Genomic DNA, 20735 nt, shown 5'->3' with positions numbered 1-20735 from the left:
TTCTAGAAAAATTTAATACTGGGGATGCAAAGGTTTCGACAGGGCCATAAGGTCATAGGTAGCAGGTCAGGATGATCGCTGTGAGAGATCAACTCATCGTTTAGATGGAAACAACGAATACGCTTTAGCTGCTTAATTAGTCAGCTCACCTCCGTTTTTTCATTCTGTGGGAGAAAACTTACGAGGTGTTACCAATTACACAGATTACCTTTTGCGATTTCTCTAAGCAATTAGGGACACTTTAGAGGATAGCTTTAATCAGCCCTGTCTGTGGGAGTGGTTATTGTGAAATCTAATAACAGACTAAACTTGTAGAAGCTTATGGTGCTTATTGTTTTGGACACGGGTTCAATTCCCGTCATCTCCACCAAAAAATAAATATTATAGAACTGTTTAATCTAGCAGTTCTATTTTTTTACAAAAAAAGAAAAAAGCTACCTAAACTTGGTAGCCTTCTTCCAGTTTGATACTAGGAATATATTTTATTAGATTTTATTTGCTGATTATTTTTTATTTTTATATAATTTTCATAGATTTTTTTCTCTAACTTTTTATCTTGTAGTCCTGTTATTTCATAAAAAGCATTTTCAAAATTATTTTCATTTAATTTTCTATCTAATTCAACTGCTTGAGTGTCGTTACTATTTTTATAATTTAGAGCAGCGTCTATTCCTAAAATTAAATTTTCATTATTAGTATTATATTCAATAGTTCCTCTTAATGGTTTTATCAATCTATCATTATAACTTAATTTTCTAAGTGGTTCTCTTCCAACTCTTACAACTTCATCTACTAAATAAGGATTTTTAAATCTTCCTAAAATCTTTTCGATATATTTATAGTGACTTTCTCTATCAAAGTTATATCTATTGATTAAAACTTCTCCACTTTCTTTCATAGCACCTAAAACTATGTTTTTTATTTCTGGATCTTCAATACTTTCTTTTATTGTTTTATATCCTTTTAAAACTCCTAAGTAAGCTGTTATTGCATGACCAGTATTTAAAGTAAATAGTTTTCTTTCTATGAAAGCCATTAGATTTTTTGTTAAAGTCATTCCTTCAATTTTAGGAACTTCTCCTTTAAATAAAGTTTCATCTACTATCCATTCTTTAAATTCTTCAACTCTAACTCTTAAAATATCTTCTGTTTTTTCCATTGGTGGTACTATTCTATCAACAGCTGAATCTGGGAAACCAACATATTGATTTACATATTCTTTCGCATCTTCTGATAGGTATTTAAAAGTTTCTTCTTTTAGTGTTGATGAACCTTTTATCATATTTTCACAAGCTATTATATTTAAGTTTTCTTTTATACCACTGTTCATTCTTTCTTCTATACCTTTTGCTATTGTTTTAGCTATTATTTTAAGAACTCCAGGTCCAACAGCAGTTGTTATTATCTCAGCCTCTTTTATTTTTTCAAAAATTTCTTCTCCATTAGATAATACACCACAAACATTTTTTATAATTATTTCTTCACATTTTTGTCCTACAACTTCAACCACATACTCTTTTTTATTGTTTAATTCTGATATTACATTTTCATTTATATCAGCAAAACAAACTTCATAACCATTTTCAGATAAAATAGCTCCTATAAATCCTCTTCCAATATTTCCAGCTCCAAATTGTATCGCTTTTTTCATTTTTTCTCCTCCTTAAAAAGAAAATATTTCATATAATTTTTCAGAATTTTTTTCATCTTTTAGTTTTAAAACTTCATCTTCATCTTCTATAACATCTGAAAGATGAGAGATAATATCTATATGTTCATTATTTCTTGCTGCTATTCCTATCAAGAAATAAGCTATATTTCCATTTCCAAAATCAATACCATTTGGATATTGGAAGATAACTATTCCTGTTTTTAAAATTTCTTTTTTTCCTTCAACAGTTCCGTGAGGTATAGCTACATAATTTCCTATATAAGTTGTTGATTCTTTTTCACGTTGTAAAATGTAGTCTTTATATCCAGATTTCACATAACCTAACTCTGCCATATAATCTCCAACTTCTTTTAAAGCATCTTCTTTTTGAATAGTTTCTTTATTTAAAACTATTGCCCTTTTCTCCAGAGTAAATAATTTTTCACTATCTTTCTCAATTTCTCCTTCAAATGTTTTGCTTTCCCCATAAGAACTATCCCCCTCTTTTAATTTTTTTACCAATTCATCATAAAATTCCCCGTCCATAAAATTATTTATTGATAGATGTAAAGGTTGCTTAACTGTTTTTTTAGCTCTTGGTGTTAAATCTTTGTGAGTTATAACAATATCTATATCCTCTGTTAAGTTTGATATTGAACGATTTGTAACTTCTATATTTAATCCAGCCTCTTTAACTTTTTTTCTAAGTACACTTGCCCCCATTGCACTTGAACCCATTCCAGCATCACAAGCTACTACTATTTTTGAAACTCCAGATTTTACATTAGCCATCTCATTTTTAGATGCTGCCTTCATATCTTTTACTTTATTTTGAGCATCTTTTAAATCTAAATCGCTTTTTGAATTTTTTATAATGACAGATGAAACTACAAATGAAACTACTGTTGCAACTAATATACTGATTAAAACTTTTGTTAATCCCCCTTTTGGTGCAAGAGCCATTATCGCAAATACACTTCCTGGAGATGGTGGAGCAATAAGTCCTGAACCTAAAACTACATTTGTAAATACTCCTGATATTCCACCTAAAATAACGGCTACTATTAAAAATGGTTTCATTAGTATGTAAGGAAAATATATTTCATGGATTCCACCAAAGAAATGTATAAGTGCTGCCCCTGATGCTGATTGCTTTGAACTTCCCTTACCAAAGAATACATAAGCTAATAAAACTCCTAAACCTGGTCCTGGATTAGCTTCTATTAAGAAGAAGATTGATTTTCCTACTTCTGAAACTTGTTGTATTCCCAATGGTGAAAATACTCCATGATTTATTGCATTATTTAAGAATAATATTTTTGCTGGCTCAACAAGTAGAGAAGTTATTGGTAATAATCCAAGTTGAACTAATTTATTAACTCCATTTCCTAAAACTCCATTTGCTGTTTCTACTAAAGGTCCAACAGCCTCATAAAATATTATTGCTAAAATTATTCCTAAAATCCCTATTGAAAAGTTATTGATAAGCATTTCAAATCCAGATTTTACTTTTCCATTTATTGTCTTATCAAATTTTTTAATTATAATTCCACCTATTGGTCCAGCTATCATCGCCCCTATAAACATTGGAATTGTTGTTCCTGCTATAACTCCTGCTGTAGTGATAGCTCCCATAACTCCTCCACGCTCTCCTGCGATTAATTTTCCTCCACTATATCCAATCAATAATGGTAGAAGATAATTTAGCATCGGAGAAATTAATTTCGCTAGCTCCTCATTAGGTATCCATCCTGTTGGAATAAATAATGCTGTTGCTATCCCCCAAGCAATGAATGCTCCTATATTTGGCATTACCATTCCACTTAAAAATCTTCCAAAATTTTGAACAAAAATTTTAACATCATTTTTATTTTCCATTTTCAAAACCTCCTTGTTTTTATATTTTAATTATACTTTTTTAAAACGAATTATTCAAAGTCTAACCATTTCAATAAAAAGTGATAAGTTTTATTTCTCTAAAAATGGAAATATTTTTTTTCTTATATTTTGGAAAAAAATTATCAAAAAAAGACCAGTAAATTTACTGGTCTTTGGTAAATTCCTGGTCTTTGATTAATATTCAATTTTTATTCATTATCTATAATTCTTTTTATTTCTACATCACCTAATTTTTTTATTTTATTTATAAAATCTCCCTCTTCCAAAATAGTTACAAATTTACTTAAAGCGTCAATATGCTCTTTTTGATCATAACTTGAAAAAGTTAAAAGAATTTTCACTCTTTTTTCTCCTGGAAAAGTAACTTCATCTTTTAAAACTAAGAGGCTCATTCCAGTTTTATTTACAAGTCCATTTGTTCTTGCATGAGGAAGGGCAACTACATCATTTACAACCATGTAACTTCCATTTTGTTCTACATTTTTTATCATCTCATCTATATATTCATCTTTTATATAATTTCCAATTTGTAAAGGCATACTAGAAACTTTTATCGCTTCTTTCCAATCCTTTACTTTATCAATTACTTTTATATTTTCTAACGGTAGTAATTCTGAAAGAGAGTATATTTTTTGTTTTTCAATATCATCTATATATTTATATTTTAGAATATTTTTTAATTTTTTTATTAGTTCTTTTTCGTTTAATATATTTGTTTCTTCTTTTATTATATTCATCAACTGATTTAGAGAGATTTTTCTTTGGTTTTCACTCAAACCATAACTTTCTAATAAAATTTTATCCTCTTTTGTTAAAATTGGATGAACTTTTATTATCGGAAAAGTATATTCAAGTTTATCTTCTATTTCCAAAGTGGTGATTATAAAATCTATATCTTCATAATCTTCTATTTCTAAAAACTTATGATATGGAAGAGTAGCAATAATATTTACATCATACTTCTCCAAAAGTTTTTGAGCTATAAGTTTTGAACTACCATATCCCAATCCACAAACTATTATTATATTTTTAGTTTTTCTTTGGGAATTGACTTTTCTATCTATAGCTGTCTTAAAATGAATTGTTAAAAAAGCTATTTCCTCTTCAGGTATATCTTTTCCTATATATTTCTCTAAATATTTTTTACTTACTATTTTTACTTTTTCATAAAGTTCTTCATATAAAAGTTTTACATCTTCATAAATTTTATTTTCAAATTTAATATTATTTCTAATTCTATAGTAAGCTGGTTTTAAATGATTTAAAAGTCCGTCTATCAAAGCTTTATCCTGAGTAAGATTTATATTTAAAATATCACTAACATCTTTTATAAGTTTATTGACTAAAATCTCCAACTCTATCCAGTTTTCAAAGAACGATGAGTTAAAATTATACGAATGAGACCCCAAAAATAACTCTGTTAATAAAAGAACTTCATTTTCTTCTATCTTAATTTTGGATTGTTCTTCCAAAAATTCTTTTTCTTTATTAATTATTTCAAATTCTTTTGTTTCCATTAAAAATTTTTTATTCATTTCTCTTTGAAGAATTATTTTATTATTTTTTATTCTATTTAACATAATAACTATATAAAATCTTAAAATCGTAAAAGCTTCATCAGATATAGTTGCATCTAATTTTTTCTCTATTCTTTTTACAAAACGATAAATATTTTTTAAGTTTATTTTTTCAAATATTTCTTTTAAATCTTCATATATAATATCGTCCAAATAGGTTTTTGTTTCTTTCTTTTTCAGGGATAATATATTTTCACTATTTATTTCTAAATATTTATTCAAAAACCTAAGTTGTAACATTCTTATTTTTTCCTCATTCCCCTCTAATAAAATTCCCTGTTTCGAATAAAAATTTAAGTTTAATCCATTTTCTATAAAAAATATTTTTACCTCTTTCAGATCTATTTTTATTGTACTCATACTTATATCTAAAGTTTCAGCTAAATCTATAAGTCTATTTTCTTCAAAAAATAAAAACTTCTCCTCTATAAATTCTTTTCTTTCGTAACTGGTAAAAACATAAAATCTTTGAGACATATTTTTCAATAGTTCTTCTATTTTCTTATCCTCTTCTTCTAATGTATAAATCCCTTTTGATTGTTTTTCTATTTCATTTAAGTTAAATTTGCTAAAATAATAATTTATATTTTCTATATCGTATCTGATACTTCTCTCTGTTACACCGAATTTTTCTGCCATTTCCTTAATAAAAATAGTATAATTATTTTTTCTTAACTCTTCAATAATTTCAATACATCTTTTATTTAACACTCTTTCTTCACCTCCAAAATTTTTTCTAATTCAAGTAACTCTACTATCTCTTTTTCATCATCTATAATTTCGAGATTTTCTATCTCTTTATTTGTTAAAGAATTTATTTTTTCCGCTATCTCACTACTTTCTTTAAAATTTTTAGGTAGATATACAACCATAAATAGTTCATTCTCTTGAATATTCACTCCATATGGATAGTGTTTTATTAAAATTTTATCATTTTCTTTCTCTACTATTCCTATTTTCTCATTTATTATTAAAAGTTTTTCCTCATCTTCCTTTGACAATGAAATGTCTTTCTGATTTACCTCTATTATAATATCCTGTCTTTTCTGATTTTTATTTTCTCTCAAATAATTTTTTATAAACTCTTTATAAAACTCTTTATCCAAATAGTTTTCCAAAACTATTATATCTTTATCTTTATATATTTTCTCAACACTATTTTTCAAGTTTTTATGGGTTATTATAATATCAACATCATTTTCAACCTCTTCTGAACTATAATTTTCTATTCTTATATCTCCATACCCATTTTTTTCTAACTCATTAGCTAAAAAATTCCTTCCGATTGTACTTGTTCCAGCACCACTAATACACACAATTCCTATTTTTTTTATATCTTTTTTCAAATAAATTTTGTTTATTTTCTTTATATTTTCTTTAAAATCTGTATTTTCATTTTTTAATATTAAGTATGCTCCAAAAAAAGTAACAACTATTGATAAAAATATCCCTAATATTAAAAATATAAATTTTGAATTTGAAAAAAGTGAGATTAGAATAATACTTCCAGGAGAAGGCAGCCCATAAAGAGCTACTCCAAAAATATAAAAAAATAAATTTCCTACGATTCCACCAATTACCAATGGAAATAATAATTTTAAATTTTTTATAACATATGAAAAATAAAATTCATGAATTCCACCAAAAAACTCTAAAGTTACAGTATTTAACATCTGTTTTTTATTTTTTTCAAAACAATAATATGAAAGTAAAATTCCGAGACCAGGACCTGGATTTGTTTCAAGTAAAAAAAATAAAGAACTCCCCTTTTGTAACATCTCTTCATACCCCAAGAAAAACAATACTCCACGATTTACTATATTATTTAAAAAAAATACTTTTGAAACCTCTATTATTGGCGTAATAAAAAAAATAAACCAAGCATTTTCACCCATTTCTAATATCAAGTTTATTATTTTTCCAAACTCCTCTCCTATATTTTTATTAATGATACTCATAGAAACTCCACTTATAATTGCTATTATTGGAATAAAAATATTAACTCCTAACATCTCCAAGCTGGGAAAATATTTTAAGATTAATCTACTTTTTATTTTTTTTATCATCAAGCTTGAAAAAGTCGAAAGTAAAATTATAGTTAAGATATTATTATTTTGAAAACTAACCAAATATATAACACTAGCTAATACACTTGTAATTGACCCATATTTTTTTTCTATTAGATTTCCCGTTGTATAAGCAATGGTTATAGGAATAATATATTTTACTAAAAGTTCCACTATCTCAAAAGATTTCTCCCATTTTAAATTTAATATTCTAAAAATTCCTAAAGCTATAAAAAAACTCATATTTTTTGTTATTATTATTTGAAGAAAATTAGTTAATTTATAAAGTTTTTCTTTCATTACATCACCGCTATTTTTATTTTTTGTTTTTTTCACTATATAAATATATTTAGTATTATTTTACTACACTTTTATCAATTAGTTCAAATTATTTTTTTCAAAAAAAAGGGAAAAAGATTAACTTTGAAGTTTCAACAGAAAAAATGTAACATATATCCATACAATTAATAAAATAATTTTTAGGAGGATTTTATGAGAGTTATTATTCCTGAGGGAAAAATTGGAGATTGGGCTGCTTACTATGTGGCAAAAAAAATATTAGAATTTAAACCAACTAAAGAAAGACCTTTTGTTCTTGGTCTACCTACTGGAAGTACACCTACTGATATGTATAAAAGACTTATTAAATTATACCAAGATAAAGTAATCTCATTTGAAAATGTTATCACTTTTAATATGGACGAGTATGTTGGATTAGGAGAAAACGATCCTCAAAGTTATCATACTTATATGTACGAAACTTTCTTCAAGCACGTTGACATAAAAAAAGAAAATGTAAATATATTAAATGGTTTAGCTGAAAATTTAGAAGAAGAATGTGCTAACTATGAAAAAAGAATTAAAGCTCTAGGAGGAATTAAACTTTTTGTTGGAGGAATTGGTTCTGATGGACATCTTGCTTTTAACGAACCAGGTTCATCTTTAAGTTCTAGAACTAGAGTAAAAAGTCTTACAACAGAAACTATAATTGCTAACTCAAGATTTTTCGATAACGATATAAATAAAGTACCAAAAAATGCTCTTACTGTTGGAGTTCAAACTGTTCTTGAAGCAGAAGAAGTTTTAGTTATGGTAGATTCTAGTAGCAAAGCTTTAGCTCTTCACAAAGCTATTGAAGAAGGAGTTAACCATATGTGTACTGTTTCAGCTTTACAACTACACAGAAAAGGAATTATTGTTGCTGATGAAAGTGCTTGTGGGGAAATTAAAGTTTCTACTTACAGATACTTCAAAGATATTGAAAAAGATAATTTAAATTCTTTAGACTTAATAAATAAATTTTATAAGTAAAAAACTTTTAGCTCACTTTAACAAATACAAGTCATTTTAAATTATACAAAATCACATACAATTATTCTTTTGTTATCTTCAAACAATATCTTTTATTTGTTACTTTTTTTATAATTTATTTTCCCACCAAGTAGAATCGTCAAATGACGGTTCTACTTTTTTATATAAATTTTTACAATAGAAAAAGGGATTATAAACTAATAGTTTTAAAGCTCTAGTTCATAATACCCTTTTTATTTTTCTATTTAACTTTATTTCTTAAAGTTCCTATCTTCTCAATTTTACATTCGATTATATCTCCAGATTTCATATATCTAGGTGGATCAAATCCTACACCTACACCAGAACAAGTTCCTGTGGCAATAATATCTCCTGGTTCTAATGTAATTCCTTGAGAGATTTCAGAAATTAATTCTTTGATACCTCTTATCATAAGTTTTGTATTTGATTTTTGTCTTGTTTCACCATTTAAAATACTTTCAATATCTAAATTAAGTGGAAGAGGTAACTCATCTTTTGTAACTATAACTGGTCCTAAAGATGTAAAAGTATCTAAACTTTTTCCTTTATACCATTGACGATGTTTACCTTGAATTCCTCTAGCTGATATATCATTCATAATTGTATAACCAAAAATATATTTTTCAACATCTTCTGGATCTATATTTGTTCCCTCTTTACCGATTATAACAGCAAGCTCTACTTCATAATCAAGAGCTGGATCTAAATCTAAATGTCCATCTATCTCTCCATCTTGTCCTATCATCTTAGTAGATCTTTTAGAAAAATATACACTGTTTACAACCTTATTAGAACTATCTTTTTTTATCTCTTTTAAATGATCAGCATAGTTAAAACCAGCACAGATAATATCATGAATTGTTCTTTTTAATGGAGGTAAAATCTTTACATCTTCTATATCATATTTTCCAAGACCGTCTAATTCACCAGCTAATAAATTTTTTATCTCTTTTAATTCAACATCATTAAAATGCTCTATTATCTCTTGAATAGATGAATACATCTTACCTAATTCAAAGAAATTTAAATCAAAAACCTTTTTTTCATCTTTTGAAAGAATACCAATTAACTCTTCTGTTGTACCTTTAGGAGTAAATCTTAAAAATCTCATTGCATCACTTCCTTTTTGAATAAAAAAATCTCTATTTATATTATAATACAACTTTTGCGAAATATCAAAAAAATTATCTTATTTTAATAATATTTTTATGACTAAAACCGAAAAAAATATTTCAAAAATCAATCCTACCCTTTTAAATAAAGGCTTTTCTCTAAAATTACTATTCTTAATAAAATAATTATTATTTTTATTTTTGTTATTCGTTTTTTTGTTTTTGTTTTCTTAATCCTTTATTTTAAAGGAATTATATCTCATTTCTATTTTTTATAGCAAAAAAAATAGAATTTTTTTTAAATTTTTATTTAATATTATATAAAAATATGATATATTACTGTTAAGAGTTTTATATATATCAAGGAGGGAATAAATATGCTAAAAAAAGACTTTGTTGAAAAATATTATGTTAAAGGTGAATTTGCATCAAAAGCTGAAGCTGAAAGAAAAATCGCTGCTTTCTTAGAATGTATCGAAGAAGTGGTTCTAGCTGGAGATGAAATTTCTTTCTTAGGTTTTGGTAAATTCTGTGTTGGAGAAAGATCAGCAAGAACTGGAAGAAACCCTCAAACTGGTGAAGAAATGGAAATACCTGCAAAAAAAGTTGTTAAATTCAAAGCTGGAAAATCTTTAAACGACAAATTAAATAAATAGTATTTTTAAATAGCTATCATAATTTGATAGCTATTTTTAAAAATCATATCCGTTATTTTGGAGGTATTATTTTGAAAAAAAGAATTGCTCTTATCGCCCACGATAAGAAAAAAGATGAATTAGTTGATTTTGTAAAAAAGCATAAAGATTTTTTTGCTAACTATGATTTAGTGGGAACTGGTACTACTGGAGGTAGAATTGTTCAAGCTACTGATTTAGATGTTACTAGATACCTTTCTGGTCCTCTTGGTGGAGACCAACAAATAGGTGCTGATATTGCTTCTGATAAAATACTAGCTGTATTTTTCTTTAGAGATCCACTTTCTGCTATGCCACATGAACCAGATGTTCAAGCTCTTATTCGTCTTTGTGACGTTCATAAAGTTCCTGTTGCCACTAACGCAAGAACAGCCGAACTTCTAATCGTTGGTTTAAAAGAAGAAGCCAATACTTTATAGAAAAATAGGAGTTATTGCATTTTGCAACAGCTCCATTTTTTATTTTAAATCCTCTCTATTAATTCTTTTATTTTTAAATCTATCTCTTTTATTACTTTTATAAATTCCTCATCAGATTTCCCACTTGGGTCTTCTAATCCCCAATCCTCACGCCATTCACAAGGAAGATTTGGACAATTTACATTACATCCCATAGTTATAACTATATCTACAGTTGGAATATTCTCTAAAAGTTTTGACTTTTGACTTTCTTCCATATTTATTCCATAGATTTTTTTCATAAGTCTCACTGCATCTTGATTAATTTGTGGTTTTGTTTCTGTACCAGCACTGTAACTTTCAAAAATATCCTTTCCATAATATTTTCCTAAAGCCTCTGCTATCTGACTTCTACAAGAGTTATGTACACATATAAAAGCAACTTTTTTCAATTTTCTCTCCTTTTTATACTATAATATGTTGAAAAATATTAAATATATATCCCACGATTATTATACCAATAATACAGATAAATACAAATATTTTTAATAATTTTGGTTTTATTGCTTTTCTAAGCATTATTAAAGAAGGCAAAGATAAAGTTGTAACAGCCATCATAAAAGCTAAAATACTTCCCAAATTTGCTCCTTTAAAAAGTAACGCTTCAGCTATAGGGATTGTACCAAATATATCAGCATAAATAGGAACTCCTAATAAAGTAGCAAGTACAACACCAAATGGATTTTTACCTCCTAATATATTTATTATCCAGTTTTCAGGAATCCAGTTATGAATAAATGCTCCTATTCCAACACCGATTAATATATAGGGGAAAACTTTTCTAAAAGTTTCAAATGTCTGACTTTTAGCATATAAAATTCTGTCTTTTACCTTTAATTGTGGAATATCTAAATCTATATTTTCAGATACTTTAGCTTTTAGTATAAAATCTTCTATTTCATTTTCTAAATTTAATTTTTCTATTACAGTTCCACCAATTACAGCTATTATTAATCCTAATGCAACATATAAAAGAGCCACTTTGCTTCCAAATATCCCTATCAATAATAAAAGAGAACCTAAATCTACCATAGGAGAGGATATTAGAAAAGAAAAAGTCACTCCTAAAGGAAGTCCTGCTGAAGTAAATCCTATGAATAATGGAATTGACGAACAAGAACAAAATGGAGTAACTGTTCCAAGAAGTGCCCCTATTATGTTAGCATTTATTCCATGAAATTTTCCCAAGATTTTTTTACTTTTTTCAGGTGGAAAGTAACTTTGAATATAGCTAATAAAAAATATTAAAGTACAAAGTAATATAGTTATTTTTATAGTATCATAAAAGAAAAATTGCACTCCACTAAATAAATTGCTCGTTCTATGTAGTCCTAATTTTTCTAATATATTTCCCACCAATAAATTTAACCATTTCATCCCCAAGATTTGATTTTGTATAAATTCCAATATTGAAAATAAAAAATTCATATTTCTTCTCCCTCACATTGATAATTATCTATGTATTATTTTTAATAAAAACTCCTTTTTGGAGCATTCTTACTTTTCTGTTATTTTTTTTAAAATTATTTTTATTTCATCTTTTGATAAAACTTTACCATATGAAACTACTTTTCCATCTATCCATAGTCCTGGAGTAGACATTATTCCATATTTAGCAATTTCTGAAAAATCTGTAATATGTTTTACTTTAGTTTTTATTCCTAGTTCTTTGGTAGCTTCCAATGTATTTTTCTCCAAGTTTTGACAACATTTACAACCTGAATCTAAAACTCTAATCTCTAACTCGTCTTTTTCTAAAATATTTTCCTCTACTAATTTTTCTGTTTTTTTCTCGCAAGAACAGCTACATTTTTTCTCTCCAAATATTTTATCAAATATTCCCATTCTCTTTTCCTCCTAATTTTCTTATTCTTATATATTTTTAATTATTAATTAAAATTTCTCATTTTTACCACTCCCTTTCTCATTGATATATTTATATATATCAATGTATTGTCTAAAAAAATTACATCATATCTCCTATGATTTTTTTTATCTCCTCTAATTTTTCTTTATTTAATGAATAATGAATCCATTTTCCATATTTTCTACCTTTAACAATCTCTGAATCACAAAGTATTCTCATATGATGAGATAATGTTGATTGTTCTATATCTAATTGTTCAAGAAGTTTGCAAGCACACTCTTCTCCATTTTTCAAAAACTCTATTATTCTAAGTCTATTAGAATCACAAAAAGCTTTAAAAATTTTAGCATTTCTCATATTTTTATCCATAACTTATCCTCCGTTTATAAAATAATTATATCTTACACTTCGATACTTGTCAATATGTTTTTTAAAAAAAACTGCCAAATAATATTGACAGTTTAAATTTTAATTATTTATTAAAAATTCCTTTAAAATTTTCAAAAATTTGATGAACTGATAAAATCTCCTTTATTTTCCAAACATCTCTTCCTGCGAAAAATAATCCATTTTCTAAATCCCCACTATGCCCAGAGATTAATCTTTGACTTACACAGAAATTTCTCTTACAATGTTTTAAACAACCTGAACAAGTTTTTGGTCTTTCTATTGTATCTTCTAATATTTTTTCAGAGCATTTAGATTTTATAGCATTAGCTGGCAATCCAACTGAACTCATTATTTTTATAACATCACCTTTTTGAGTGTCCACGTACATCTTTTTAAAAGATTCATCAACATCACACTCATTAGTGGCCACAAAACGAGTTCCCATTTGAACTCCTACAGTCCCAAGTGATAACATTCTAGCTCCATCTTCTGGAGTTATTACTCCACCTGCTCCAAAAACTGGCAATGAAACATTTTTAGTTATCTCTTCCATAATATCCCATGAATCTAGTTCAGTTCCTAAATGCCCCCCAGCATTTCCTCCCTCAACTATTATAGCATCTGCTCCAAGTTTTTCAGAAATTTTAGCAAGTTTTAAAGATGAAACTATAGGAAATAATTTTATTCCTGTTCCTTTTACCATTGAAAATACATCTCTCGAAAATCCTGCACCACAGATTATAACATCTACTTTTTCTTCTATACAAGTTTTTACTGCCTCAGCAAAAGATGATACAGCAAACATTATATTTACTCCTAAGGCTCCTTTTTTATTTGTTATCATTTTTCTAGCTTTTCTTATTTCTTCTCTTAATTCTTCAAGAGGAAGAGCTGAACCTGCTATTACTCCGATTCCCCCCTCATTAGCAACTGCAGAAGCTAGCTTTGACATAGAACATCTAATTGCCATTCCACCTTGTATAATAGGTACTTCTATCTCTAAACCATTTATATTTATCAAAATAATTCCTCCCTCATTTTTTAATAACAGAAGTATTATAACATATGTTACTTTATTTTAAAAGATAAAACAAAATTTCTAAAATAATAAAACAATAGATTTTTAAATAGCTATTATCCTTATTAATTCTAAGTTCTATAAAAAATCTTTAAAAAAATTATTAAATAACATAAGTTTTATTTTAAGGAGTTTTTCTTAAATATTAAATATTGCTCATTTTTTTACCTAAAAAAAGTAAAGATTTATATTTTTTAAAATTTTTAAAGAAAAAATTTGAAAAAAAAATAAAAAGTGATATAATACAGCATATAGTTTTTTTGGAAAACTTAAAAGATATAGAAAAATGTGATTTTCCAAAGGTTTTATTTAAGATTCGCCACTAATTTTATATTAAATATATGGAGGAAAAAATGGAAAAAGTTTATCAAGGAAAAACAAAGAATGTTTACAAATTAGAAAATGGAAACTTCTTATTAGAATTCAAAGATGATTGTACTGGTAAAGATGGAGTATTCGATCCAGGTGAAAATGCTGTTGGTTTAACAATTGAAGGTATTGGAAAAGCTAACTTAAAAATGTCTGAATATTTCTTTGAAATTCTTAACAACGCTGGAGTAAAAACTCACTATATTTCAGCTGACTTAGATAAAGGAACTATGGAAGTAGTACCAGCTAAACCATTTGGAAAAGGATTAGAAGTAATTTGCCGTTTCAAAGCTGTTGGAAGCTTTTACCGTCGTTATAACGAATATGCTAAAGAAGCTCAAGATCTTCCTGCATATGTAGAAACTACATTTAAAAATGACGCCCTTGGTGATCCATTAGTAACTAAAGATGGTTTAGTAGTATTAGGTGTTATGACTGCTGAGCAATATGATTCTATGAAAGATAGAACTCAAAAAATATCTACAATAGTTAAAGATGAATTAGCTAAAAAAGGTTTAGATCTTTACGACATAAAATTTGAATTTGGAATTGATAACAACGGAGAAGTTATCTTAATAGATGAAATCGCATCTGGAAATATGCGTGTTTACAAAGACGGTGTAATAGTTAATCCTATGGATTTAACTGAAATGTTCTTTGCATAATATTAAAAGTTTTAGCTGTACAAATTAATTTTTGTACAGCTTTTTTTATTTTAAATAAAACTATTTCTTTTTTTGAGATTTTATAATATACTATAATTGATAAACAAAATACAAGAGGTAGGATAATATGCACAAAAAAATTATGTTACAAGGTACTGGCTCTTCTGTGGGAAAATCTGTTTTAACCGCTGGGCTTTGTAGAGTTTTTTCTCAAGATGGATATAAAGTTGCACCTTTTAAATCTCAAAATATGGCTCTAAACTCATTTGTAGACGAAGATGGAAAAGAGATGAGTAGAGCTCAAGTGATACAAGCAGAAGGGGCTAATACAACCCCTAAAGCCTTTATGAACCCTATTCTTCTTAAGCCTACAGGAGATGATAATTCCTCTCAAGTAATTTTAGAAGGAATCCCTTTTAAAAATATGCAGGCTAAAGAATATTATGAAAATTTTGAGCTTTTTAAAAAAATTGTAACTAGAAATTATAATATATTAAAAGAAAATTTTGAAATTGGTGTCATTGAGGGAGCTGGAAGTCCAGCTGAAATTAATTTTAGAAAAAATGATATTGTTAATATGGGAATGGCTGAGATTGCTGATTCAAATGTAATTTTAATCGCCGATATTGAAAGAGGTGGAGTTTTTGCCTCTATCTATGGAACTCTTATGATCTTAGATAAACCTGATAGAGATCGTATCAAAGGTTATATTATAAATAAATTTAGAGGAGATAGAGCTTTACTTGATGAGGGTATAAAACTTTTAGAGGAAAAACTTGCAAAGCAAAATTTGAAAGTTCCTTGTCTTGGAGTTTTACCGTATATTGATCTAAAATTAGAAAATGAAGATAGCTATAATTTTTCTCCAAAAGATGAAAAATCTAAAAAAGATCTAAATATCGCTGTTATAAATTTTGAAAAATTATCAAACTCAACAGATTTTACATCACTACTTGTTTATGAAGATGTTAATCTGGTATATATTTCTTCAAAAGAACAACTTACTGGAGATTTTGATCTTATAATTCTTCCTGGAAGTAAAAATGCAATATATGACTATACTCTTATTGAGGCTAGAAAAATCACTCAAGGAGTTTTGGAATATATCAAGAAAGGTACTCTTGTACTTGGTATTCACAGTGGATTCCAGATGCTTGGAAAATCTATAAAAGATTTAAAACAAGTGGAAAGTAGTTTCTTGAAAGCTGAAACTTTAGGTGTTCTTAATATGTCAACAAATATGAAAGAAAAAAAATACACTAAACAAGTTACTAAAACTCTTACTAACTGTACAGGATTTTTGGAGGGATTTGATGGAATAACTGTCAGTGGTTGTGAAATTCACCAAGGACTTACAACTGGAGAGGACTCTAAATATTCTGTAACTGGAGAAGATGATTTTGCTCTTATCTGTAAAGATAATATTATTGGAACTTATATCCACGGACTTTTTAATTCCTCTAAATTTACAAGAAAATTTCTTAATAAATTAAGAGAAAGAAAAGGACTTCCACCAATTTTGGATTATGTGAATATGGACACCTATCAAGAAACAGAGTTAAAAAAACTAGCTAAACTTATGAAAACTAATCTTGATATGAAAAAAATCTATAAAATTTTAAAATAATTTAAAAGGGTTATTGCTAATCTTTACAATAACCCTTTCAGCCTATTTCTATATTAAAAACTATTTTCATTTTATCTTTATCCTGCGATTTTCTTTCTAAGAGATTTTTTAACTTCTAATTCTACAAACATATCTTCTAAATTCTTTAAAGTATTATCTATATTTTTACTTTTTATATTAACTATTTTATTCCCGTATTCAAATTTTATAAAAAATACTCCCTCTTTTTGATTAACATCACACACTAATAATGTATCTCCTAAAAAAATATTCCATTTTTTATTTTTTATAAGTATTTTCATAAAAACTCCCCCTTTTTTATGTTAAATATATATCTATAATCATCTATAACATAATTATATATTAACTAACTATTTTTGTCAATAGTTTTTTTATTTTGTTGCAATCTATTTTAAAATATAGTATAATTATTTATAAGAAAATATATATTAAAAAGGAGGTACTTGCCTTGACTTTTACACAATATTTAAAAGAAAAAAGAGAAGCTTTGGGAATAAGTCAAAATAAATTTGCTAAGATGATAAATATAACTCAATCTTATTTTAACTCTATTGAGAGAGGTGAAGTAAAAAATCCACCTAGTGAAGAGGTTCTTTATAGAATAGCTGATTCTCTTAACCTTACACCAGAAGAAAAAGAGCATATGTTATATCTGGCAGCTATTGAGAGAACACCAAAGATAATTGTTGATAGAATAGAAAAATTAAAATCTGATTTAAAAGAAAATATTAAAAATAGTGCTAAATATATTTCAGAAGCCTCTGATAATACTATTCCTCTTTTTGAAAGAATTTCTGCAGGACTTGGAGCTTTTACAGATAATGATATAGAAGATTATATTATGCTACCTGGACTTGATAATTCCAATGAAAATATTTTTGCCGTGAACGTAGTTGGAGATTCTATGGAGCCAACTATAAAAGATGGTTCTATAATAATTTGTAAAAAAACTCTAGATGTTAAAAGTGGAGAAATTGGAGCATTTTTTGTTGATGAACAAGCCTATGTAAAAAGACTTAAGATAACTAAAAATTATGTGGCTCTTGTAAGTGATAACCCTAACTATTCTCCTATCTATATTGGACCTGGAGAAAATCTAAGTGTAGTTGGAAAAGTTATAAAAGTTTTATCTGATATTTAACAACTTATCTATATTTATAAATACATATAATTTTGTAAGGAGATTTTAAATAATGAATATTTTTATAAGAACTGTTTCTTTAGAAGATTTAGATGTTGTTACTTCTATTGAAGAAATTTGTTTTCCAAAAGCTGAAGCTGCTACAAAAGAATCATTAGAATATAGAATAAAAACTTTTCCTGAAAGTTTTTTAGTGGCAGTCGATAGTGATAATAATAAAATAATCGGATTTATAAATGGTTGTATTACTGATTCTAATGTTATATTAGATTCTCTTTATGAACCAGAGGGTGGACATAATCCTAATGGAAAAAATCAAACTGTTTTTGGACTTGATGTTTTACCAGAGTATCAAAGAAAAGGGGTTGCCTCTCTTCTTATGAGATCCCTTATGGAAAAATCTAAAAAATCTGGAAAAGAAAAAATGGTCTTAACTTGTAAAGAAAATCTTATAGGTTTTTATGAAAGTTTTGGATATAAAAATTACGGCGTATCAGAATCAACTCATGGTGGAGTTGTTTGGTATGATATGATAGCCGAACTTTAATTATTAATTATTGATAGAGGTTTTTTATAACCTCTATTTTTATGCAAAAAAATAAGCCCCTAAGGGCTTATTTTACATAAATCTTTTGTTAAATAATATTTTATCTTCTCCAATAGGTTGGTCATACACTACTGTTATATTGATATCTTTTACTTCGGGAGCATTTTCTTTTGCACTAGAAAGAACAGCATCAGTTATTTTGTTATAATCTAATTTTGGTTCCTTCAGACCTTCAACCTCTATCTCCACATTCATTTTATCATCAAAAATGTCTACATCATAATCTACATTATAATCTATTATTTTTGATAAGCTAACTTTTAATTGATTCTCCATTCTGTCTTCTACTATATCTTCTCCACCTCTTGCAAGAGCTAAAGATGATAATAATAGAAACATTACTCCTATTTTTTTCATTTCACTTCACCTCTATTCAATCGACATAAGTTTACAGTTAATTACATTTGCAAGTTTATTTATCTCATCTATTGCCTCTTCAATAGAAATTGCCATATGAAGAATCTCCATAAATATAATAACAGTAGCAGAGTTATTCATCGGAATATTTTGGTTAATTGTCAAAATATTTCCATTGATAGAACTTATATAATTTAAAACATTAGAAAGGCTACCTTGAGTATGTTCTAATACAACAGAAATCAAGGCTCTTTTTCCGTGAGATTCTGCTGATGGAGAAAATACAAAATCTTTGTATTTGTAATAAGTACTTCTACTAATTCCAACTTTTTTTACAGCCTCACTTATATTTTTAACTTTTCCTTGCTCTAAAAGTTCTCTGGCTTCTATAACTTTATCAAAATAATCTGGTAAAATTTCCTTGCTAACTATTAAATATTTATTACTCATTTTTTTCCATCTCCAAATTCTCTATTTTTGTGCTGGTTTTGGAGCTTCAACTAGTTTAAACTCTAATTTTTCTCCTGCTTCTGTTGTAATTATTAATCCAGTTTCTGTTACTTCATATGTTTTTGCTTTTCCTAATTGTGATAAAAAGTTTTGTTCAGCTGTCATAGCTTCTTGAGGTCCTGCCATCATTGTAGAACCAGCACTACCTACTACAAGTTTATTTCCATCTAATTGATATTTACCAAAGTAATGATTTACTCCAGCAAATCCAAATAAATTATCCTCTGCAAAGTTTAAAGTTATTTGATAGTCTTTTCCTTGTTGAACTAAAACATATTGTTTTCCAGCTAAAGATTCTGTTTTTCCTACCTTTGAACTAGTACATCCAATCATTCCTAATACCAACATTAATCCTACAAATATTTTTTTCATTCTTCCTCCTTGTAAAAAATCTAGTTTTATTTTTCTTCTTGATACAGTGTTTGACTTAATTTTTTGCCATTTTGTCTTTTTTATTTAAAAAAATTATAAAAATTCCTGATATTATTATCATAATAAGGCTTATAAGGTGAGGAGCTCTAAGACCCATAAACATTAAATCCTCAGCTCTAAAAAAACTTACAAAAATTCTTATAAGACTATAAATTATTATATATGAACACCAAACCACTCCCACTGGATAATCTTTTTTTCTTAAGAAAAACCAAATAAAAATAAATCCAATAAAATTTAAAACAAGTTCATAAAGCATAGCTGGGTGAAGTGGAAGATTTGGAAATTCTTCCCCTGCTGGTGAAGAAAGTGGAAAAACTAATCCCCAAGGCACTTTCTCTGTATATTTCATTTTTTCTTCTAGTGGTAAATTTTGATAAAAATTAAACCACTGATAAAAATTTGGTTTTAATGAAAAAATATATTTATATGGTGTAAAAGTAGGAACTCCATAAATCTCTCCATTCATAAGATTTCCTATTCTTCCTATCCCTTGACCTAAAATAAGTGGACCTGCTGCAAAATCTCCAAGTTGCAATGGATTTATTTTTTTTATATACCCATAGATACAAGTTCCGATTATCCCTCCGATTATTCCTCCGTGAATAGCCATTCCACCTTTCCAAACAGCTATAATATCAGCAGGATATCTTAAATAATAATCTAAATTAAATAAAACATAATAAAGTCTTCCACCTAAAAGTCCTGAAATCATTGCCACAAAAGCATAATTTTCCACCAACTCTGGAGAAAAACCTTTATCTTTAGCAGCTTTTTTTCCAAGCTCTATTCCAAGTAAAAAAGATATTGCATACATCATTCCATAATAGGTAATTTTTATTTTTCCTATAGCAAAAAATATTGGATTCATCTTTCTATCT

General features: G+C 27.2%; 22 protein-coding genes and 1 other RNA gene. 8 read left to right on the top strand and 15 right to left on the bottom strand.

All coding sequences use genetic code 11. From position 1 onward, the window contains the following. Positions 1 to 20 precede the first annotated feature (20 nt). Positions 21 to 370: a transfer-messenger RNA gene (ssrA, locus tag I6E15_RS02915) on the top strand. 99 nt (positions 371 to 469) lie between these two features. On the opposite strand, the gene I6E15_RS02910 is transcribed toward ssrA, so the two are convergent. The 4 genes from I6E15_RS02910 to I6E15_RS02895 form a co-directional block, all read right to left on the bottom strand. After that, the gene (locus I6E15_RS02910; protein ID WP_235244116.1) at positions 470 to 1651 is read right to left on the bottom strand and encodes a mannitol-1-phosphate 5-dehydrogenase; all 1182 of its coding nucleotides are present in this window, start codon (positions 1649 to 1651) and stop codon (positions 470 to 472) included. Positions 1652 to 1663: 12 nt separating this feature from the next. Continuing rightward, entirely contained in the window at positions 1664 to 3529 is a 1866-nt protein-coding gene (locus tag I6E15_RS02905) for a PTS mannitol transporter subunit IICBA (RefSeq protein WP_235244114.1), read from the bottom strand. A gap of 209 nt (positions 3530 to 3738) precedes the next feature. Next, on the bottom strand, positions 3739 to 5838 hold the full coding sequence (locus I6E15_RS10250) for a BglG family transcription antiterminator (RefSeq protein ID WP_235244112.1): 2100 nt from the start codon (positions 5836 to 5838) through the stop codon (positions 3739 to 3741). Next, positions 5832 to 7493 carry a hypothetical protein gene (locus tag I6E15_RS02895; RefSeq protein WP_235244111.1) on the bottom strand — a complete coding sequence of 554 codons (1662 nt, stop codon included), beginning with the start codon at positions 7491 to 7493 and terminating at the stop codon, positions 5832 to 5834. The genes I6E15_RS10250 and I6E15_RS02895 overlap by 7 nt, the downstream gene beginning before the upstream one ends. 192 nt (positions 7494 to 7685) lie before the next feature. Between I6E15_RS02895 and nagB the strand changes: the two genes are divergently transcribed. Next, positions 7686 to 8504, top strand: a complete 819-nt coding sequence (gene nagB, locus I6E15_RS02890; protein ID WP_235244108.1) for a glucosamine-6-phosphate deaminase — start codon at positions 7686 to 7688, stop codon at positions 8502 to 8504. A gap of 241 nt (positions 8505 to 8745) precedes the next feature. Here nagB and I6E15_RS02885 read toward each other — a convergent pair whose 3' ends face one another. Continuing rightward, positions 8746 to 9636, bottom strand: a complete 891-nt coding sequence (locus tag I6E15_RS02885) for a fumarylacetoacetate hydrolase family protein (protein ID WP_235244106.1) — start codon at positions 9634 to 9636, stop codon at positions 8746 to 8748. 378 nt (positions 9637 to 10014) lie between these two features. On the opposite strand from I6E15_RS02885, the gene I6E15_RS02880 reads away from it, so the two are divergent. Further along, positions 10015 to 10293, top strand: coding sequence for an HU family DNA-binding protein (locus I6E15_RS02880; RefSeq protein ID WP_177162256.1), 279 nt, complete (start codon positions 10015 to 10017; stop codon positions 10291 to 10293). Between the two features lie 71 nt (positions 10294 to 10364). Continuing rightward, entirely contained in the window at positions 10365 to 10751 is a 387-nt protein-coding gene (gene mgsA, locus I6E15_RS02875) for a methylglyoxal synthase (RefSeq protein WP_235244104.1), read from the top strand. Between the two features lie 44 nt (positions 10752 to 10795). Here the strand turns inward: mgsA and I6E15_RS02870 are convergent, their stop codons facing one another. The 5 genes from I6E15_RS02870 to I6E15_RS02850 all read right to left on the bottom strand — a co-directional run bounded on the left by I6E15_RS02870 (position 10796) and on the right by I6E15_RS02850 (position 14068). Next, positions 10796 to 11182: an arsenate reductase ArsC gene (locus I6E15_RS02870; RefSeq protein ID WP_235244102.1), complete on the bottom strand. Its 387-nt coding sequence runs from the start codon at positions 11180 to 11182 to the stop codon at positions 10796 to 10798. A 13-nt stretch (positions 11183 to 11195) separates the two neighbouring features. Next, positions 11196 to 12218 carry a permease gene (locus tag I6E15_RS02865; protein WP_235244100.1) on the bottom strand — a complete coding sequence of 341 codons (1023 nt, stop codon included), beginning with the start codon at positions 12216 to 12218 and terminating at the stop codon, positions 11196 to 11198. Between the two features lie 69 nt (positions 12219 to 12287). Continuing rightward, complete coding sequence (locus tag I6E15_RS02860; RefSeq protein ID WP_235244098.1) at positions 12288 to 12635, bottom strand: thioredoxin family protein; 348 nt, start codon at positions 12633 to 12635, stop codon at positions 12288 to 12290. Between the two features lie 121 nt (positions 12636 to 12756). Continuing rightward, the gene (locus I6E15_RS02855) at positions 12757 to 13026 is read right to left on the bottom strand and encodes an ArsR/SmtB family transcription factor (protein WP_235244096.1); all 270 of its coding nucleotides are present in this window, start codon (positions 13024 to 13026) and stop codon (positions 12757 to 12759) included. 103 nt (positions 13027 to 13129) lie between these two features. Next, positions 13130 to 14068, bottom strand: coding sequence for an NAD(P)H-dependent flavin oxidoreductase (locus I6E15_RS02850; RefSeq protein ID WP_177162259.1), 939 nt, complete (start codon positions 14066 to 14068; stop codon positions 13130 to 13132). A 410-nt stretch (positions 14069 to 14478) separates the two neighbouring features. On the opposite strand from I6E15_RS02850, the gene I6E15_RS02845 reads away from it, so the two are divergent. Further along, the gene (locus I6E15_RS02845) at positions 14479 to 15159 is read left to right on the top strand and encodes a phosphoribosylaminoimidazolesuccinocarboxamide synthase (protein WP_235244093.1); all 681 of its coding nucleotides are present in this window, start codon (positions 14479 to 14481) and stop codon (positions 15157 to 15159) included. Between the two features lie 127 nt (positions 15160 to 15286). After that, positions 15287 to 16786 carry a cobyric acid synthase gene (locus I6E15_RS02840; RefSeq protein ID WP_235244091.1) on the top strand — a complete coding sequence of 500 codons (1500 nt, stop codon included), beginning with the start codon at positions 15287 to 15289 and terminating at the stop codon, positions 16784 to 16786. Positions 16787 to 16863: 77 nt separating this feature from the next. Here the strand turns inward: I6E15_RS02840 and I6E15_RS02835 are convergent, their stop codons facing one another. Next, entirely contained in the window at positions 16864 to 17088 is a 225-nt protein-coding gene (locus I6E15_RS02835) for a hypothetical protein (RefSeq protein WP_235244089.1), read from the bottom strand. Positions 17089 to 17255: 167 nt separating this feature from the next. On the opposite strand from I6E15_RS02835, the gene I6E15_RS02830 reads away from it, so the two are divergent. Together I6E15_RS02830 and I6E15_RS02825 are read left to right on the top strand one after the other, a co-directional pair. Continuing rightward, positions 17256 to 17948 carry a helix-turn-helix domain-containing protein gene (locus I6E15_RS02830; protein WP_235244087.1) on the top strand — a complete coding sequence of 231 codons (693 nt, stop codon included), beginning with the start codon at positions 17256 to 17258 and terminating at the stop codon, positions 17946 to 17948. Between the two features lie 52 nt (positions 17949 to 18000). After that, entirely contained in the window at positions 18001 to 18495 is a 495-nt protein-coding gene (locus I6E15_RS02825; RefSeq protein WP_235244085.1) for a GNAT family N-acetyltransferase, read from the top strand. Between the two features lie 72 nt (positions 18496 to 18567). On the opposite strand, the gene I6E15_RS02820 is transcribed toward I6E15_RS02825, so the two are convergent. From I6E15_RS02820 to lgt, 4 genes are read right to left on the bottom strand one after another with little or no spacing between them, the layout of a single operon-like run. Continuing rightward, the gene (locus I6E15_RS02820; protein WP_177161338.1) at positions 18568 to 18912 is read right to left on the bottom strand and encodes a hypothetical protein; all 345 of its coding nucleotides are present in this window, start codon (positions 18910 to 18912) and stop codon (positions 18568 to 18570) included. A gap of 12 nt (positions 18913 to 18924) precedes the next feature. Further along, positions 18925 to 19362, bottom strand: coding sequence for an ACT domain-containing protein (locus tag I6E15_RS02815; RefSeq protein ID WP_177161337.1), 438 nt, complete (start codon positions 19360 to 19362; stop codon positions 18925 to 18927). A 21-nt stretch (positions 19363 to 19383) separates the two neighbouring features. Further along, entirely contained in the window at positions 19384 to 19794 is a 411-nt protein-coding gene (locus tag I6E15_RS02810) for an META domain-containing protein (RefSeq protein WP_235244083.1), read from the bottom strand. Between the two features lie 55 nt (positions 19795 to 19849). Next, positions 19850 to 20725, bottom strand: a complete 876-nt coding sequence (gene lgt / locus I6E15_RS02805) for a prolipoprotein diacylglyceryl transferase (protein ID WP_235244082.1) — start codon at positions 20723 to 20725, stop codon at positions 19850 to 19852. Positions 20726 to 20735 lie beyond the last annotated feature (10 nt).

This window comes from Fusobacterium perfoetens, assembly GCF_021531475.1.
Classification (GTDB): Bacteria; Fusobacteriota; Fusobacteriia; order Fusobacteriales; family Fusobacteriaceae; genus Fusobacterium_B.
Note: the sequence above shows the minus strand (reverse complement) of the source record. Positions and strands in the feature narration are given on the sequence as shown.

Bases quoted from the DNA above. Each gene is read 5' to 3' on its own strand.
- I6E15_RS02860 (WP_235244098.1), bottom strand. From the start codon at position 12,635: ATGGGAATATTTGATAAAATATTTGGAGAGAAAAAATGTAGCTGTTCT.
- I6E15_RS02845 (WP_235244093.1), top strand. From the start codon at position 14,479: ATGGAAAAAGTTTATCAAGGAAAAACAAAGAATGTTTACAAATTAGAA.
- I6E15_RS02840 (WP_235244091.1), top strand. From the start codon at position 15,287: ATGCACAAAAAAATTATGTTACAAGGTACTGGCTCTTCTGTGGGAAAA.
- I6E15_RS02910 (WP_235244116.1), bottom strand. From the start codon at position 1,651: ATGAAAAAAGCGATACAATTTGGAGCTGGAAATATTGGAAGAGGATTT.
- I6E15_RS02815 (WP_177161337.1), bottom strand. From the start codon at position 19,362: ATGAGTAATAAATATTTAATAGTTAGCAAGGAAATTTTACCAGATTAT.
- I6E15_RS02895 (WP_235244111.1), bottom strand. From the start codon at position 7,493: ATGAAAGAAAAACTTTATAAATTAACTAATTTTCTTCAAATAATAATA.
- lgt (WP_235244082.1), bottom strand. From the start codon at position 20,725: ATGAATCCAATATTTTTTGCTATAGGAAAAATAAAAATTACCTATTAT.
- I6E15_RS02810 (WP_235244083.1), bottom strand. From the start codon at position 19,794: ATGAAAAAAATATTTGTAGGATTAATGTTGGTATTAGGAATGATTGGA.
- I6E15_RS02835 (WP_235244089.1), bottom strand. From the start codon at position 17,088: ATGAAAATACTTATAAAAAATAAAAAATGGAATATTTTTTTAGGAGAT.
- I6E15_RS02855 (WP_235244096.1), bottom strand. From the start codon at position 13,026: ATGGATAAAAATATGAGAAATGCTAAAATTTTTAAAGCTTTTTGTGAT.
- I6E15_RS02880 (WP_177162256.1), top strand. From the start codon at position 10,015: ATGCTAAAAAAAGACTTTGTTGAAAAATATTATGTTAAAGGTGAATTT.
- nagB (WP_235244108.1), top strand. From the start codon at position 7,686: ATGAGAGTTATTATTCCTGAGGGAAAAATTGGAGATTGGGCTGCTTAC.
- I6E15_RS02885 (WP_235244106.1), bottom strand. From the start codon at position 9,636: ATGAGATTTTTAAGATTTACTCCTAAAGGTACAACAGAAGAGTTAATT.
- I6E15_RS02865 (WP_235244100.1), bottom strand. From the start codon at position 12,218: ATGAATTTTTTATTTTCAATATTGGAATTTATACAAAATCAAATCTTG.
- I6E15_RS02825 (WP_235244085.1), top strand. From the start codon at position 18,001: ATGAATATTTTTATAAGAACTGTTTCTTTAGAAGATTTAGATGTTGTT.
- I6E15_RS02820 (WP_177161338.1), bottom strand. From the start codon at position 18,912: ATGAAAAAAATAGGAGTAATGTTTCTATTATTATCATCTTTAGCTCTT.
- I6E15_RS02905 (WP_235244114.1), bottom strand. From the start codon at position 3,529: ATGGAAAATAAAAATGATGTTAAAATTTTTGTTCAAAATTTTGGAAGA.